The sequence below is a fragment of the Pseudomonas sp. MWU12-2037 genome (assembly GCF_023242345.1).
GTDB lineage: Bacteria > Pseudomonadota > Gammaproteobacteria > Pseudomonadales > Pseudomonadaceae > Aquipseudomonas > Aquipseudomonas gingeri_D.
Map to the genome: position 1 here is coordinate 367,804 of NZ_JALLIZ010000006.1, position 15,705 is coordinate 383,508.

Below are 15,705 nucleotides of genomic sequence, written 5' to 3' on the forward strand. Positions count from 1 at the left end.
GATCAACGCTTGCCTCGTCCATAACTTGCTACCACGACCTCTCATATCGAAAATGCATACCCATCACGTAGATAATGCCTGCTCATGAAATGGGAGCTTCGGGGACAATTGGTAGTGCGACTCGCGCATCACTTTGGCCGCTATCCGCGAGAGCTTTGGCCACGAAACCACTTCGTAAGCGTCGACTGATAAAGTCCTGAATATATTCAGCTGCGATTTTCTGCGTCTTCGGGACAGCCATTGCCTGGCGAATTTCTGTGAAATTGTCTGCCAGCACTCTTACTCCTAGAGCAGACTTTGCAAATCGCTCCAATGGCTGTCGAACCCCCGCTGCCGCATCCAACTGCAGCTCAAGAAAGCCGTCAACAGCATTCGCCGAGGTCTCAACTCTAACGAGTTCAGCTTGCTGCAGGGTGCGTGAGAGGTACAGGTCGTACGCGGCTCCACGACCTACTGAAATCCTGTGACCTTGAGCATCCAGATCAGACACACTTTGGAACGGACTTTCCTTTCGTACGAGGTAGGTGCCATCGATACTCACATAGGGAGTTGAGAAGGCGATCTTCTCCGCACGTACTGGCTCGATAGCCAGAAACGCCAAGTCCCAGAGCCCCTCTCCCAATGCAGTAAACACCTTCCCAGCGGCATCGTAGGGAGTCAGACTAATAACGAGCCCCAACTCCACAGCCAACGCGTTCGCCAGTGCTACTGATACCCCTCCCAAGCTCCCAGTACTTTCATCGCGCTGCGCCAGGACTGGGTTACCCAGATTAATGGCTACCCGAAGCTCGCCAAAGGGGGCCAAATCTTTACACACAGCGTCAATGTCGAACTTCACAGCTGCTCACCTCTTTCAGATTTTGGAGATGCAATGCAATCAATTTCCTGACGACACCTCACAAACTTTCCAACAGCCAAGACCAACATCGTGCCGACCAATCCAGCTATGTAGTGCGACCACGACGGGAGACTGGGCAGGCTTATGTCATCGACAGCCATGCTTGCGGCGATCCAACCGAGCAATGCCGCTCCAAGCGTGATGACCAACGGAAACCGATCCATAAAGTGAAGCACCAGCTTGCTGCCCCAAATGATGATTGGAATGCTGATGACGATGCCGAAAATCACCAGCTCCAGGCTTCCATTAGAGGCGCCCGCGACCGCAACGACGTTATCCAGGCTCATGACCGCATCAGCGACAATGATCATTTTGATTGCGCCCCATAGCCGCGGGCTGGCCGTGAGATTGTCATGCGCATCCTCCTTCTCTGGAACAAGCAGCTTGATGCCGATCAAGAGAAGCAGTGCTGCACCGATGATCTTGAGATACGGTAACTCCAACAATTGCAGCGCAAAGAAAATCATCACAATGCGGAGCACTATGGCGCACAGCGCACCACCTATAATGGCGCGATTACGCTGAGACTCCGGGAGCTTGCGGCACGCCAATGCAATCACAACGGCATTGTCTCCCCCTAGCAAAATGTCGATGGCGATGATTTGCGCTACAGCTAGCCAAAACACCGATGAGTTTAAGAGTTCGATCAAGGTAAGCACTCCCGGCCTCGGCTAATCAACCGGTCAGGTCGTTTTGAAAATCATACAAACCGGGCTGCCGGTTTTAATCACCTGGCCATTCGCGGTAAGGCCACCCGAATGGCGGTCTACGTCAAAAGCGATGATGTTGTCGCTCTCTTCGTTGGCAACAAAAAGACGAGCACCATCGGGGGTCAAATTCATGAAGCGTGGTTTACTCCCTTGTGATGGTATGTGTCCCTTGGCCGAAAACGCGCCACTTTCATCGAGCGCAAAGGTAGCCACGCTGTCGTGACCACGATTCGACACGTACAAATATTTGCCAGAAGGCGCCATGACAATGGCCGCTGCCCGGCTGTTTCCTGTGAAGGTGGCTGGCAATGTGGGCAGAATTTCCTTGGCGATCAACGACCCTTGATCTGCCTCGTAGACGTAACCCGTCACACTGCTATCGAGCTCATTGACGACATAGGCGTACCGGGTATCAGGCGTGAAGACGATATGACGCGGACCTGATCCCTCTCTCGTCTTAACCACGCTGACTTGCGTTGCATCAAGCCTCGCGTTGTTGTTTCGAACGCGATAAACAAAAATCCTATCGAGACCTTTATCGGGCATCACCAGGAAACGACCTGATGGATCAAACGGAATCATGTGGGGGTGAGAACTGCTTTGCTCGACCTTGTGAGGCCCAGCCTCACCCGGAAGCGGCTCGACGTGAGATAAAGCCTCCAAGCTGCCGTCATCCAGAATAGGAAACAAAGCAAAGCTGCCCGTCGCGTAGTTGGCGACTGCCAAAAATTTACTGGTGGGATCAACACTAAGGTGAACAGGATTCTTGCCCTGGGTACCGACGGTATTGAGCTTGGTTAGCTCACCAGACTTTGAATCGATAGAGAAAGCACTGACCTCACTCAGATCACCGTGAACGCAGTAAAGATGAGTCTGGGAATGATCAAATGTTAGAAATGAGGGATTAGCCAAATCATCCAGCGTTTGAACCAGCGTACAGGCTCCGGTCTCTTGGGCATACCGGTAAACAGTGATACCTGCACCGCGTGCGTTACGCTCTTTGGTTGTCCGAGATCCGACATAGGCAAATCGAGGCGTCTGAGCGGCCTTGGTATTAACCATTTTTTCTTCATCACTCGTAGAAGCTGCGCTTGCAGGAATATTGAAATTTCCTGCCATGATCCCTCCTGCCGCAATAGCGGAGAGTTGAACGAATCGACGGCGAGGCATGAGGTGACCAGGGAAATCGGATGAACTCATGGTGTGACTCTCCTTTGTTTTTATTATTGAATTCAGATGTGCTCATGCCGAGCTTGGCTCGGCACGACACAGGCAAAATCAGACCACTTCGGGGATACGTATCCAGCCTTCCATCAGTCGACGAGCACTACGGCTCATGACTGCTTTTTCAACTGTCCATGCACCATTTTCCAAGATGGTTTTTGCACCTACAGCGACGCTACCTGCGGTGTGTCCCATCCGTACCTGCCGGTCTCCGATGTCACCGACAATTTGATTGACCAACGTGCCATCCAGCGCAGCGGCGACCGCCACAGCCACAGCGCCGGTACCTGTAATCGCATGATGAAGCTTGCCCATCGAAAGAATTCGAGCGATCACATCAATGTCACCCGGCTCAACCTGTTTGCCGCCCGCAGCCTGGTAGGCCTGAGGCTTGGCTACCATGCAAAGCTTCGGAGTGTGAGGACGTAAACGCGTAGCCTCCTCCGCACTATCAGCCAGCCCCATGACTACCGTGCAATGAGCGCGAATGGTCTCAAGCCGCATAAGCAATTGCACATCGCCGTTAACTTGGTCTTGGGTTTCGGTGCCCTTCAGACCCACCTTATCTGCCTCGACAAAGATGGTCGGGTTACCAGCATTCAGCAGTGTCACTGGAAGATTGCCGACACCTGGAATATCCAACTCGTCAATGGCATTTCCGGTCGGCAGAATGCTTCCGTCTGAACCACCGGGGTTCAGAAACTCCAGGACGACTTCGGCTGCTGGAAAAGCGACTCCATCGAGCACGAAGTCGCCCTCCTCCTGAACCTCACCATTACGCATTGGAACGTGGGCGATGATCCGCTTCTGAATGTTGGCCTGCCAGATGCGAACAACTGCCGTACCGTCGTGCGGTGCGTCCACCAAGCCTTCAGAGATCGCATAAGGCCCAACCGCTGAGCTCAGATTCCCGCAGTTACCTGACCAGTCGATCACAGGGGTCTCGATCGCCGGCGCCCCGAACAGGTAATCCACGTCGCAGTCATCACGGCTCGACTTTCCGATGATCACGACCTTACTGGTACTGGAAGTGGCGCCTCCCATACCGTCAATCTGCTTGCCGTATACATCGGGACTTCCGATCACACGCAGCAAGATTGCATCGCGCTCTGTACCTGCTGCAGGCAAGTTTTCGTCAAGGAAGAATACGCCCTTGCTGGAACCACCACGCATGTAAACGGCAGGAATACGTCTTTGAGTCATTGGGTTTCTCCTACAACGGATCAGCGTCGCATCAGTTAACAGATGCGTTCTTCATGCTTTCGATAAGAAGCTGTGGCAGCAGGCCACCGCTGCGGAAGTAACGAACATCTTCAAAGGTGTCCAAACGACTCACGACTGTGACGCGCGCCTTCTCACCCGTCTCACGCTCGATGACCAACGTGATTTTTGCGCCTGGCTCGAAGTTATCGGAGATCCCCTCAACGCTAAATGTTTCACGCCCAGTCAGGCCTAGGCTCTGGCGAGAGACGCCTTCCTCGAATTGCAAAGGAAGGATGCCGAGGCCCGCAAGATTGGTGCGATGGATGCGTTCGAAACTTTCAGCCACGACTACACGAACACCTAGAAGACGGGGGCCTTTAGCAGCCCAATCGCGCGAGGAACCGCTTCCGTACTCCTTGCCGGCAACGACAATCAGCGACTGCTTACGCTTCGCATAAATCTCGGCGGCCTGGAAAATCGTGGTGACTTCCTTCTCGGGCAGAAGCAAAGTCCACGGCCCCTCACGACCATCTTCAAGCAATTCGTTTTTCAGACGAGGGCTTGCGAAGGTCGCACGCTGAGCTGCTTCATGGTTGCCGCGACGCGTGCCATAGGAGTTGAACTCTGGCACGGTGATTCCGTGCGATTGCAGGTACTGACCCGCATCGCTTTCAGGAAGAATCGCGCCAGACGGCGAGATGTGGTCGGTGGTGATGTTGTCCGACAGCATGACCAACACACGCATGTTGCTCAAGTCTTTGCGAGTGTCGGTAGCCGTTACCGCATCGCTCCAGTAGGGAGGTTTACGGATGTAGGTGCTGCTCGCTTGCCAGGCATATTGGTCGCTAACGCCCACGCGCAGATCGCTAGCTATCAAGCCCGCTTCACGCGGAACATCCTCGTACGCCTTGTCGAACAAATCGGCTGTCAGGTTATCCGCTTCGATGCGGGTCAGCTCTTCATCGCTCGGCCACAACTCATGCAGATAGACCGGTATCCCTTTGTCATCGAGACCCAAGGCATCTTTTTCTGGGTCAATCAGATATGTGCCGGCAATCGCATAGGCCACGATCAAAGGCGGCGACATGATGAAAACCTCGCGCGCCAGTGGGTGGACTCGGCCTTCAAAGTTACGATTGCCCGACGTCGCAGCCACGGTCTCTAGCTTGCGAGCACGAATTTCGTCCTCGATTTCGGTACTGAGCAGCGGGCCGGACATACCATTACAGGTGGTGCAGCCGTAGCCAACCAGGTTGAAACCTAAAGCGTCCAGATCTTCATTGAGGCCTGACCGTTCAAGATAGTCAGACACCACCCTGGAGCCAGGAGCAAACGAGGTTTTCACCCACGCGGCTCTCTTCAGTCCACGCCTAAGTGCGTTTCGCGCCACCAGGCCCGCAGCGATAACTCCACGGGGGTTGGAAGTATTAGTGCAACTGGTAATGGCCGCGAGAACTACCGAGCCATTGTCCAAGCCGGTAGGAAGATTGGTAGCAGGGGCCTTATGTCCCAACACAATGCGCTGGTGTGGCTGCTTAGGCCCTGCAATTGATCGCGCAACAGAACTGAGATCAAGTGTCACGACACGGTTGTATTCAGCATCGGCAAGACTGTCATGCCAGAGACCTTGTGCGCGTGCGTACGCTTCCGTCAGGCCCGAGATCTGACCACCACGCCCCGTCATTCGGAGATAGTGCAGCGTGCGATCATCAATAGCGAACATCGCCGCTGTCGCACCGAATTCCGGTGCCATGTTCGACAAGGTTCCACGGTCTGCCAGCGACAGCTGTGGCACGCCCGGGCCGAAGAACTCCAGGAAGGAGCCGATAACACCCGTTTTACGAAGCTGCTCAGTCAATGCCAGCGCGATATCGGTAGCGAGATAGCCCTGAGGCAAGGTGCCTTCCAGGCACACCCCAACGATTTCAGGCAAACGCAGCATCAGTGATTTACCCAGCATCGCGGCTTCGGCTTCGATACCTCCGACGCCCCAGCCCAGTACACCGATGGCATTGATCATGGTGGTGTGGCTGTCAGTGCCTACCAGAGTGTCAGGGAATGCCCACAGCTCATCGCCACAACGCTGAGTGCCCACGACAGTAGTCAGACGCTCGAGGTTGATCTGGTGAAGGATGCCTTTACCAGAAGGAATAATCGAAAGATTGCTGAATGCTTTGTTGCACCAGTCCAAAAATTGGAATCGCTCCGCATTACGCTCACGTTCGATCGCTTCGTTGTCAGCAAGAGCGCTTGCGTTACCCCAGCGCTCAACATTGAGTGAGTGATCCACCACCAGATGGGTTGGAGTGACGGGATTGACCAAGCGCGGGTTGCCGCCATTTGCTGCAACGGCGTCTCTTAATCCAGCAAGGTCTACAAGCGCTGGAGTACCGAGCAAATCCTGAAGCACAACCCGAGCCGGGCGAAACGGGATGTCGAACTCTTTTGAACGGGCACAGATCACTTTAAGTGCGGCTTCCGGATCCGACTCACCGCGCAAAACGTTCTCGGCGAGAATTCGCAAGCTGTAAGGCAGCTTAGCGTAATCACCGCCCAGGTCGGTCACGACCCCGCGAACATCACTGACACGATACTCGACGCCGTTGGCGAAAACGGTTCGACCCTTTGACTTAGGCATTGGCTAATCCTCACAGGCAGCACGGGTAACGTTTTTTGTGAGAGCAATATTGCACTTTATCATTATATAGGTCAATGTTGATTCGTCCGACTCATTTCAACCCTGACATCGGACGCCCCCAACCAACGATTTCTACCGTACACAGTCGCTCCCGAGGCGTAGCGCCCAGGTAGGTACGGTAGAAAAAATAAACATAAGAAAATCGAGGTTCATCATGATCAAACTCCCATGCTCCAGCACCGTCCTCATCCTCCTCTCTGTCGAGCCCGCCTCGACCTGAGAACCATGGTTCCAGAACAGCCAAGTGGCTGATGAGAGTGACATACGTCTAAAAAAGGGAATTCGACTGTGCTGACAATCCTTGGCTTTTCAATGGTCATCTGTTTCATGTACCTGATCATGACAAGGCGCCTATCTGCGCTTATTGCATTGATCCTGATACCTATCATTTTCGCGCTGATTGGCGGTCATTACGTGGGCCTCGGCGTCATGATGCTCGATGGTGTCAAAACCCTTGCACCAACGGGAGTGATGCTGACGTTCTCGATTCTCTACTTCGGTATCATGATTGACGCGGGACTCTTCGACGGGCTCGTGCGCTTCATCCTGAAGCTGGTGAAAGGAGATCCGCTAAAGGTTCTGGTAGGGACAGCAGTACTGACGATGCTGGTCTCCCTGGACGGTGATAGTTCAACTACCTACATGATTGCCTGCGCAGCCTTCTTGCCGCTCTATCAGAGGCTGGGAATGAGCGTGCTGGGCATGACATGCCTAGTCAACATCGCCAGCGGCATCATGAATATCTCGCCGTGGGGTGGACCTACGGCCCGCGCAGCTGCAGCGCTGCAGGTCGACGCGATGGAGATATTCCTGCCCATGATTCCCGGAATGCTGATCGGGGCCGGCTGTCTTGTATTTACCGCCGTTATCTTGGGCCGCAAAGAACGTGCACGGCTTGGCATCATCCACCTGGATGACTTTCACATCGGCTCCATGGCGCTGGGTCATGGCTCAGCAGAGGAGTGCGAAGGGAACCGTCGCCCTAAGATGTTTTGGCCGAACCTGATCCTGACTCTGGCTCTGATCGCATGCCTGATAGTAGGTGCAATGCCAATCCAGATACTCTTCATGGTCGGTTTTGCCATTGCCATCATGCTCAACTACCCAAAAATCGAGGAGCAAAAAGCACGCATTGCAGCTCACGCCTCCAACGTACTAGCGGTTACGGCTGTCATTTTCGCCGCAGGCATTTTTACTGGGATACTCTCGGGAACCGGCATGGTGGACTCCATGGCCAAGAGTCTGCTGCATGTCATCCCGCCTAGCTTCGGCCCGTTCCTGGCGGTATTTACAGCCCTTGTTAGCATGCCCTTCACGTTCTTCATGTCCAACGATGCCTTCTACTTCGGGATACTGCCAGTGATTGCGCAGACTGCCGCCCAATACGGCATCACCCCTCTGGAAATCGCCCGCGCATCGGTAGTCGGCCAGCCTGTACACTTGCTCAGCCCGCTGGTTCCCTCTCTCTATCTGCTGGTTGCGCTAGCCGAGGTAGAGCTTGGGGATCACCAACGTTTTGCACTGAAATGGGCCATCCTCGCGAGCTTCGGCCTGCTGGTCGGCGGGCTTCTGTTCGGGGCTTTTCCCTTCTACCAAGTTCGCTAACGTAAACTGTCAACGCAGCACACATCTCGGCAGGGGCAAAAAATTGTCTCTGCCGTTGAGCTAGCCGACACGCTAAAATGGCAATTCTATGGTCAGCTCTTTCTGGTTCTCGATCCGATGCCTCTAAGCCCTCTGCAAGCACGCATTGCGCGTGACATTGTTTCTCATGTACGTCGTGAACGCTTCGATGTAGGGCATCACCTAGTCGAATCACAACTGGCGGCAACGCTTAATGTTTCACGGACTCCGGTCAAGTTTGCCATGGGGTATTTGGTCGAAAAAGGCATGCTGACATACGACCGGAACCGAGGTTTTTTTCTAGCCTGTTCCAGCGATGACCTGATTGACCTTGCCTCGGAAGTCATGGAACGCAGCGACGATCCGCTTTACCTGAAATTTGCCGAATTGCGCCTCAGTAAACAGCTTCCCGAGCTGTTTACCGAGATCGAATTTATGCGCCAATTTGACGTCTCCAGAGCCGCCCTGAGGGCGGTTCTTTCACGTATTCAACAGGAGGGATGGGTCGAACAACGTGCGAGCCAGGGATGGCGCCTCCTGCCGATGATCGACTCAGTGGAGGCCTACGAAGAAAGCTATTCGTTCCGCGCCACCATCGAGCCCTCTGGGTTGCTTTCACCTTCGTTCCAGATTGACCGAGCAACACTCAATTCCTGCCGCCGACAGCAAGAATTCATCGCTAACGGCGGCTACCTGACCATGACACCTCAGGAGCTATTCGAGGCAAACTCACAGTTTCACGAGACGTTGGCGGCTTGCTCAGGTAATCGCTTCCTGCAGCAGACCGTTCGCCGCCTCGACCAACTACGGAGGCTTGTGGAGTACCGTCAAGCCGGCGCTCGCGCGCCTCGCAAAGGCCAAGCGGAAGAACATCTCGCGATCCTCGATTGCCTGGAACGAGGAGACCGTTTGGGTGCTGCGGATCAAATGCGCAAGCATTTGGAACAAGCCCGCCGCAACAAAGTAAACCCCACGCTGTTCGAGTAGTCCCCCCTCCTCTCTTGACGCCTAGCGCGACCCTACGGGTCGCGTTCGCCTCTCCCTGCCCAATCTCATTTCCAAGCGACGGCTTCGAGCTAGTCGTCGCCCGAGGCTGATTTTCAAAAATTACAAATTGACTTATATCGTCATAAAGTTCATTTTAACCCAGAGCAAAGTGAACCTTGTCCTGCGTGTCTGCCCGACACAACTCAAGTGCCAAAGTCTCGACTGAGCAACCACCACAATCACAATAACGGTGATCACATGTCGTACCGTAGAGGCTGGATAGCCGTCTTCTTGTTTTCGTTAGCCATGATCAATTACATGGATCGCATTGCCTTATCCATTGCGGCTAAGCCTATCGCTGAAGAGTTTCACCTGACGTCCATAGGGATGGGCTACCTGTTTTCATCCTTTATCTGGAGCTATGCGTTGTTCCTGATTCCCGTCGGCCTGCTGATCGACAAATTCGGAGTCAAGCGAGTAGGTGGGATGGGCATTTTCATTTGGTCGTTGGCGACAGCACTCACCGGCGCAGCCTCAAGCTTCGCCAGCCTGCTAACCGCGCGACTGGTAATGGGGGCCGGTGAGTCGGTGAGCAATCCTGTCGGCGCCAAGGTGATTCGTGAGTGGATACCAAGCACTGAACGCGGCACGATCACTGCGATTTTTAATAGTGGGTCGTATGCTGGCCCGGCAATTTGTTCTGTTGTCCTCGCTGCCCTGGTCGCTATGTTTGGATGGCGCATGTCATTCGTCATCGCAGGCTCCATCGGATTTGCGTGGTTGGTGGCCTGGTGCTTTTTTTATGACAAACCTGAAAAAGTGAAATGGCTGTCAAACAACGAACGCGAGCACATCGTGCAAACCCGCACGTCGAGCGGAGGAAAAGACACCTCCACAACGACCTACGGGCTCAAGCGGCTGCTGAAGACCCCCACCATTTGGGGTTTGGCTATCACCCAAGGCTGCAACGTTTACACCCAGTATCTTTTCCTGACCTGGCTGCCAAGCTACCTTCAAGAAGTACGTCACCTGACTATTGCCAAGAGTGGACTCTTCACTGCTATTCCGTATGCAACAGCAGTAATACTTTGTATTGTCATCGGGAAGCTTAGTGATCAGTACCTCAAAAATGGTAGCGGCGCCGCCTCCGGTAAACGCCGGAATGTCATCGCGCTAACAATGCTTATCGCCAGTTGCATCCTACTTATTCCCTTCGCAGACGATATCGCTCTTCTGGCGTTGATCTTCTCCCTTACCCTTGCAGGCATCGCATCTACCACATCGCTGAATTTTTCGTTGCTCAATGACCTGCTTCCCAGCTCTGGAGACGTGGGTAGGGCAATGGCATTTGTGGTAGTCGGCGGGAACATTTTCGGCATGTTGGCCCCCGTGGTAACTGGCTACGTCATCAGTGCGACTGGTAGCTATAACTGGGCGTTTGGTATCGCAGGAGCGCTGTTGGTGATTGGGGCTATCGTCATCATGACCATGACCAGAAAGCCAATGATCTCTCAGCAGCAGTCTGCGGATGGGCTTGTATCCAATATGGTCTGAGCGAGGCTCGTGAGAGCGGAATGTAGAGTCGTAAATCCGGCCCGTCAGGATTTTCCGTCTGATTGCAGCAGGCTGAATGAAGCTCAGGGTGAGGGTTATCCGGACGAGGCTCGGTTCATCGTCCAGTCCCCACTCGAGTCACTATGCAGCTGGGATTTTGACAGCCTCCTGCGGCGTTGCTCATTGTGTCTGGGCGTACCGCTGAGGTTGTCAGCACCATACCCATGTAGCTTGGATCCGGGAAGCTACGATACGCTATTGCGCATTGATCCATGAACGAGCCCCAGGTCGCAACGTTTTCAGTAGCGCGACCGCCCTTGGCGTGCGCTAGGTAGTCCCTTGGATTGAAATGTGTAACATGGCTGATATTTTCGACCGGCCGCTCCTACAAAGGGTTTACATTTCCGTGTAGGGGCGAACAGTCCGGTGCTCTGGTTATCCGCGAAAAGAACGCCGCAAAATGAATCAAGCCATAGGATGAAACTCGATCGCCAACCAGATGGCATCCGAGTCAGACCAGTAGCGGTGCCACGGAAAGGTCGGTTTCCCATCGGCCTGCACATGGGTAAACGGATCATGGGTATAACCCGGCGCCATGCTGATCTGTTCGTAAAGGGTTGAGTCATCACGCTCCAGGAATTTTTGGATGCGCCCTGTCCCGTGAATCTGAGTGTGAATTTCAAGGAACGGATGCTCGTTGTGCAGGTAGCAGTCGGTATTCGCTGATGCCCACCACAAGTTGAGGCGAATGCCGTACTCACGCAGGTCAGTCACCTCCTTGCGCTGATTAGCAAAGGCAAACGGATCAAGCATGACATTGCCGATTTCGTCATACCGGGAAATGTACAGTGGCGTGGTGCGCGGAAACTTGGCAAAACGATTGCCGAACCAGTCCCACTTACCCAACACCAAGCCCCCGAGATTGACCTCACTGCGAACCCTGAAGATCGCGACGCGGCTCGCCTCGATAATCACGGCATTGAACAACCAGGTGGATTTCCAGCCTGGGACCACACTGGGAATCGGCCCACCAATGTGCATGGGCGCGTGGTCCAGATTCACGACAACCCCGCCAGACACGACAAAGTCCTTCACATTCTCGACGAGGTAGCATTCCACGAACTCGTCGGAAAACTGCAATTCACGTTTTTGGTTACTCGCTGACATGGCCCTCTCCTGCCTGGGAATTTTCTGACTCGACGAGTCATGCCGCCACGAAAGGCGGCACAACTCAATGAGCCGTTATCAGAAACCGCGCTTTTCGACGTAGTCGTCACGCAGGTCGCCCAGGTAAGCCGGCACGGTGATGTCCCACCAACCGGTCGGGTGCATGTTGCTCCATGGACGCTCAAGGGAGGTGATTGCCTCAATGACGTATGGACGGCCCGATGCCAGCGCACGCTCCACCGCCGCGCAGATCTGCAGTGGGTCGGTCACGCGTTCCGATGCAGCGCCCAGCGACTTGGCGAAGTCGGCAATGTGAGCTTCCCACGAGGCACCGTCCGGGGTGCGGAAATCGGTAATCATTTCCCGGTCTTCGCCGAACATGTTCAACTGCAGGTTGCGAATGGCCGCCCAACCGCCGTTGTTCATGATCAGGAAAATGGCCGGCACGCCCATCATCACCGCAGTGGCAAGTTCCTGGCCTGTCTGCAAAAAAGCACCGTCGCCGCAGATAGCCACCACTGGCTGACTCGGGGCACCCATCTTGGCGCCAATGGCCGCCGGCACCGCGAATCCGATTCCCGAGAAGCCGCCTGGGGTAATGTGCTGCTTGGGTCCGTACACCGGGAATTCGTTGAATACCTGGTTCTGCGGGTTGCTCGAGTCAGTGACCACGATGGTGTTGCGTGGCAGTACCTTGCGCGCTTCGAACAGCACCTGAGACACAGTCATCGGTGATTCATTGCAGGTACGCAACGGATGGAGGTGCTCTTCCCACTTGGCTTTGAGGGTTTGCAGCCGCTGGAACATCGGCGACTGGGAATAGTCGCGAGCAGGGGAATGCGCACGCAACTGCGCCAGTAGCGCGGCCAGGATCGGCCCCGCGTCGCCGACGATGCCCACTTCGGCCGGGTAGTTTTTGCCGATTTCAAAGCCGTCGATGTCGATCTGAATCAGCTTGGTTTTCGGGATATCGAAGGTCACGCCCGGACGGTAGGACGAGGTGATGCGGTCGCTGAAGCGGCAACCGATTGCGAGGATTACATCTGCTTCCCGGGTCATGGCGTTGCCTGGGATCGAGCCCAGGTCACCGCATGGCCAGGCATACAGAGGGTGGTCTTCGGGAATCGAGCCTTTGCCCATGAAGGAGGTCGTGACGGCCGCACCCACATGCTCGGCGATCGCGACGAGTTCGGCACTGGCATTGGCAGCGATCACGCCGCCACCAGCCATAATTACCGGACGCTCGGCCGACAACAACAGCTCGACGGCGCGGGCGATGTCGGCCGGGTCACCATGCAGGCGGCCATGGGACCGGTGGGTCTGCGGGGCAGGCAATGCCACCTCTGCGTACTCGGCTTGTAGGTCTTGCGGCAGATTGATCAGCGCCGGGCCACGACGACCTTCAAGCATCACATTGAAGGCCTGGGTCATAACACTTGGCAGTTGCTCGACATGGCTCGGTTGCCACCAACGCTTCACCACAGGCTCGGCCATGCGCGGAAAATTGTCGCCGTGGGGGCGGTCCAGCTCCTGCAGCACGCCCTTGCCCATCATGTAGGTGTGTACGCCACCACTGATCACTAGTTGCGGAATCGAGTCGGCGAATGCGGTAGCGATGCCGGTCAGGGTGTTCGTGGCGCCAGGGCCGATGGAAGCACAGACTGCGGCGATCTGCCCGCTGGCCCGATAGAAGCCGTCGGCCATGTGCGAAGCACCTTGCTCATGCATCGCGGGGACGAGGGTGATCTCGTCCTTGCGATCGACGAATGCATCGAGCAATGCGGTGTTGCCGTGGCCCGGAATACCGAAGACATAAGGCACTTTTTCGCGGATCAGGTACTCGACCACGATCTGCCCGCCCGTCATTTTTTTTGTATCAGCCATGTCCTGCTCCGTTTGTTCTGTAATGGGAAGGTGTGTATTGCCACGCAGATCGTGGCCTTCAAGTTCGAGACAGCCCTGTCGAGTCAACCAATGTCGTCCGTGTCACCGTGTTGGCTCTTTTCACCGCGGCAATACCGAAGTCTTGCTCCAGAATGTGGTCTGCCGCGCGCAGTGCCTGCGCAGCAATCGTGAGGGCCGGGTTCACGGCAGCCGAGGACGGCATGAATGAGGCGTCGATCACGAAAAGGTTGCAATGGTCGTGACTGCGGCAGAACGTATCTAATGCGCTGGTGCGCGGATCGGTGCCGAACTTTACGGTGCCGCACTGGTGCGAAGTGGAATGCTTGAGCAGCGGCTTGGTCAGCACGATCGGATAGCCGCAGGCACGCAGTAGTGCCGCGAGCTTTTTGACTAACACCCGATGCGGCGCCAGGTTGTTACGACGGATCGCCAACTGAATTTTGCCGTCCTTGAGCACCACTCGGCTCTGTGGGTCGGGTAAGTCTTCAGAAAAGGCAATCCAGTCGATGCTGTGACGAGCCATGCTCGAGCCCACCGCCTTGGGCAGGAACGGCACGTTGGCAGACAGCATTCCGCCTTGAAGCTTGCCGAGCATTTGCGCATGCCCCAGTGGAAATGGGTAATCCGACGCACCGAAGTAGAACTCGTTCATCGCCAGGGTTTTCTGAAAGGTGGTGGTGTTTTTGCCCATGGAAAGCCCCATCAACGCCGTCTGGTTATGGGCCATGTAATTGCGCCCTACCACGTCGGAACTGTTGGCCACCCCGTTCGGTGCCGCATCGCAGGCCGAGCGCAACAACAACGCCGCACTATTGACTGCCCCACAGGCGACAACGATCAGTTTCGCGGTGAGGATTTCGGTCTTACCGGCACTCTCCACCTCCACCCCGCTGACCGTTTTGCCGTCAACCGAGAGGATCAAGCGTTTGACCAGAGTCTGGGTGCGCAATGTGACGCACCCGGTGGCCAAAGCAGGCTTCACTAGTGCGGTTTCGGCCTCCATCTTCGCGCTGACCTTGCACGGGAAACCATCGCAGGTTTTGCAGAGGATGCAGCGGCCCTTGCTGGAGTAATTGACGGCCAGAGGCAAAGCAGAAGTGCGCGCGCCCAGTCGGCTCATCATCGTCCCCATCTGCGCAACGATCGGCTCGCTGGCCACTCTCGGGAATGGATACGCATTGCTGCGCCAAGGGGCCGAGGGGTCATCGGTGTCGTCGCCGTGCACCTCAAAGATCGCTTCGGCTTCGGCGTAATAGGGCTCAAGTTGCGCATAGGAAATCGGCCAGGCTGGAGAAACCCCGGCTTCGTGGTGCAATTCCTCGAAATCACGTTCACGGAGGCGGATCATCGAAGCGCCGTAGAACTTGGTACAGCCGCCCACGTTGTAGTAGATGCTGGGGCGAAACGCTGTGCCGTTCGCATCCAGCCAAGAGTCATGTGCGGTGTATTTTTTGTCGAAGAACACTGAAGCGACGCTCCAGTTCTGGTCTTCCTGAGGCACCCAGTCACCGCGCTCGAGCATGAGCACGTTCACGCCGCTCTCAGCGAGACGACGGGCCGTGGCCCCACCGCCTACTCCGCTGCCGATGACAATGACTTCGGGTAATTGCTTCATCTACGCATTCGCCTCTTTATCGCCTTAAACCAGGCTGGGGTCTTAAGTGCAACGTGTGGGCACCCGACGCAGCCGCCGGGTGCCATTAAAGTATTTGCCTTTGGCCGCTTTCACTCAATTT

Annotated in this window: 11 protein-coding genes; 3 read left to right on the top strand and 8 right to left on the bottom strand. The window is 55.4% G+C overall.

Translation table 11 applies throughout. The features are described 5' to 3' along the window. Nucleotides 1-82 precede the first annotated feature (82 nt). From M5B42_RS14035 to M5B42_RS14055, 5 genes are all read right to left on the bottom strand, one after another. A complete protein-coding gene (locus M5B42_RS14035) occupies nt 83-838 on the bottom strand; it encodes a transporter substrate-binding domain-containing protein (RefSeq protein ID WP_248746186.1) in 756 nt (251 codons plus the stop codon). Continuing rightward, nucleotides 835-1,548 carry a TerC family protein gene (locus tag M5B42_RS14040; protein WP_248746187.1) on the bottom strand — a complete coding sequence of 238 codons (714 nt, stop codon included), beginning with the start codon at nt 1,546-1,548 and terminating at the stop codon, nt 835-837. Before M5B42_RS14040 ends, M5B42_RS14035 begins: the two co-directional genes overlap by 4 nt. 33 nt (nt 1,549-1,581) lie before the next feature. After that, nucleotides 1,582-2,808, bottom strand: a complete 1,227-nt coding sequence (locus M5B42_RS14045; RefSeq protein ID WP_248746188.1) for a lactonase family protein — start codon at nt 2,806-2,808, stop codon at nt 1,582-1,584. A gap of 78 nt (nt 2,809-2,886) precedes the next feature. After that, nucleotides 2,887-4,035, bottom strand: a complete 1,149-nt coding sequence (prpF, locus tag M5B42_RS14050) for a 2-methylaconitate cis-trans isomerase PrpF (protein WP_248746189.1) — start codon at nt 4,033-4,035, stop codon at nt 2,887-2,889. A 31-nt stretch (nt 4,036-4,066) separates the two neighbouring features. Continuing rightward, nucleotides 4,067-6,673, bottom strand: coding sequence for an aconitate hydratase (locus M5B42_RS14055; protein WP_248746190.1), 2,607 nt, complete (start codon nt 6,671-6,673; stop codon nt 4,067-4,069). Between the two features lie 348 nt (nt 6,674-7,021). On the opposite strand from M5B42_RS14055, the gene M5B42_RS14060 reads away from it, so the two are divergent. From M5B42_RS14060 to M5B42_RS14070, 3 genes are all read left to right on the top strand, one after another. After that, the gene (locus M5B42_RS14060) at nt 7,022-8,338 is read left to right on the top strand and encodes a CitMHS family transporter (RefSeq protein WP_248746191.1); all 1,317 of its coding nucleotides are present in this window, start codon (nt 7,022-7,024) and stop codon (nt 8,336-8,338) included. Nucleotides 8,339-8,455: 117 nt separating this feature from the next. Beyond that, on the top strand, nt 8,456-9,343 hold the full coding sequence (locus M5B42_RS14065) for a GntR family transcriptional regulator (RefSeq protein WP_248746192.1): 888 nt from the start codon (nt 8,456-8,458) through the stop codon (nt 9,341-9,343). Between the two features lie 258 nt (nt 9,344-9,601). Then, complete coding sequence (locus tag M5B42_RS14070; RefSeq protein ID WP_152739498.1) at nt 9,602-10,897, top strand: MFS transporter; 1,296 nt, start codon at nt 9,602-9,604, stop codon at nt 10,895-10,897. Nucleotides 10,898-11,362: 465 nt separating this feature from the next. On the opposite strand, the gene M5B42_RS14075 is transcribed toward M5B42_RS14070, so the two are convergent. From M5B42_RS14075 to M5B42_RS14085, 3 genes are all read right to left on the bottom strand, one after another. After that, entirely contained in the window at nt 11,363-12,064 is a 702-nt protein-coding gene (locus tag M5B42_RS14075; protein WP_152739499.1) for a hypothetical protein, read from the bottom strand. A 78-nt stretch (nt 12,065-12,142) separates the two neighbouring features. Beyond that, nucleotides 12,143-13,948 (bottom strand): thiamine pyrophosphate-binding protein, encoded by a 1,806-nt coding sequence (locus M5B42_RS14080; RefSeq protein ID WP_248746193.1) that lies wholly within the window; start codon nt 13,946-13,948, stop codon nt 12,143-12,145. A 58-nt stretch (nt 13,949-14,006) separates the two neighbouring features. Beyond that, a complete protein-coding gene (locus M5B42_RS14085; protein ID WP_152739500.1) occupies nt 14,007-15,584 on the bottom strand; it encodes a GMC family oxidoreductase in 1,578 nt (525 codons plus the stop codon). Nucleotides 15,585-15,705 lie beyond the last annotated feature (121 nt).

Bases quoted from the DNA above. Each gene is read 5' to 3' on its own strand.
- M5B42_RS14045 (WP_248746188.1), bottom strand. From the start codon at position 2,808: ATGAGTTCATCCGATTTCCCTGGTCACCTCATGCCTCGCCGTCGATTC.
- prpF (WP_248746189.1), bottom strand. From the start codon at position 4,035: ATGACTCAAAGACGTATTCCTGCCGTTTACATGCGTGGTGGTTCCAGC.
- M5B42_RS14055 (WP_248746190.1), bottom strand. From the start codon at position 6,673: ATGCCTAAGTCAAAGGGTCGAACCGTTTTCGCCAACGGCGTCGAGTAT.
- M5B42_RS14065 (WP_248746192.1), top strand. From the start codon at position 8,456: ATGCCTCTAAGCCCTCTGCAAGCACGCATTGCGCGTGACATTGTTTCT.
- M5B42_RS14070 (WP_152739498.1), top strand. From the start codon at position 9,602: ATGTCGTACCGTAGAGGCTGGATAGCCGTCTTCTTGTTTTCGTTAGCC.
- M5B42_RS14075 (WP_152739499.1), bottom strand. From the start codon at position 12,064: ATGTCAGCGAGTAACCAAAAACGTGAATTGCAGTTTTCCGACGAGTTC.
- M5B42_RS14080 (WP_248746193.1), bottom strand. From the start codon at position 13,948: ATGGCTGATACAAAAAAAATGACGGGCGGGCAGATCGTGGTCGAGTAC.
- M5B42_RS14085 (WP_152739500.1), bottom strand. From the start codon at position 15,584: ATGAAGCAATTACCCGAAGTCATTGTCATCGGCAGCGGAGTAGGCGGT.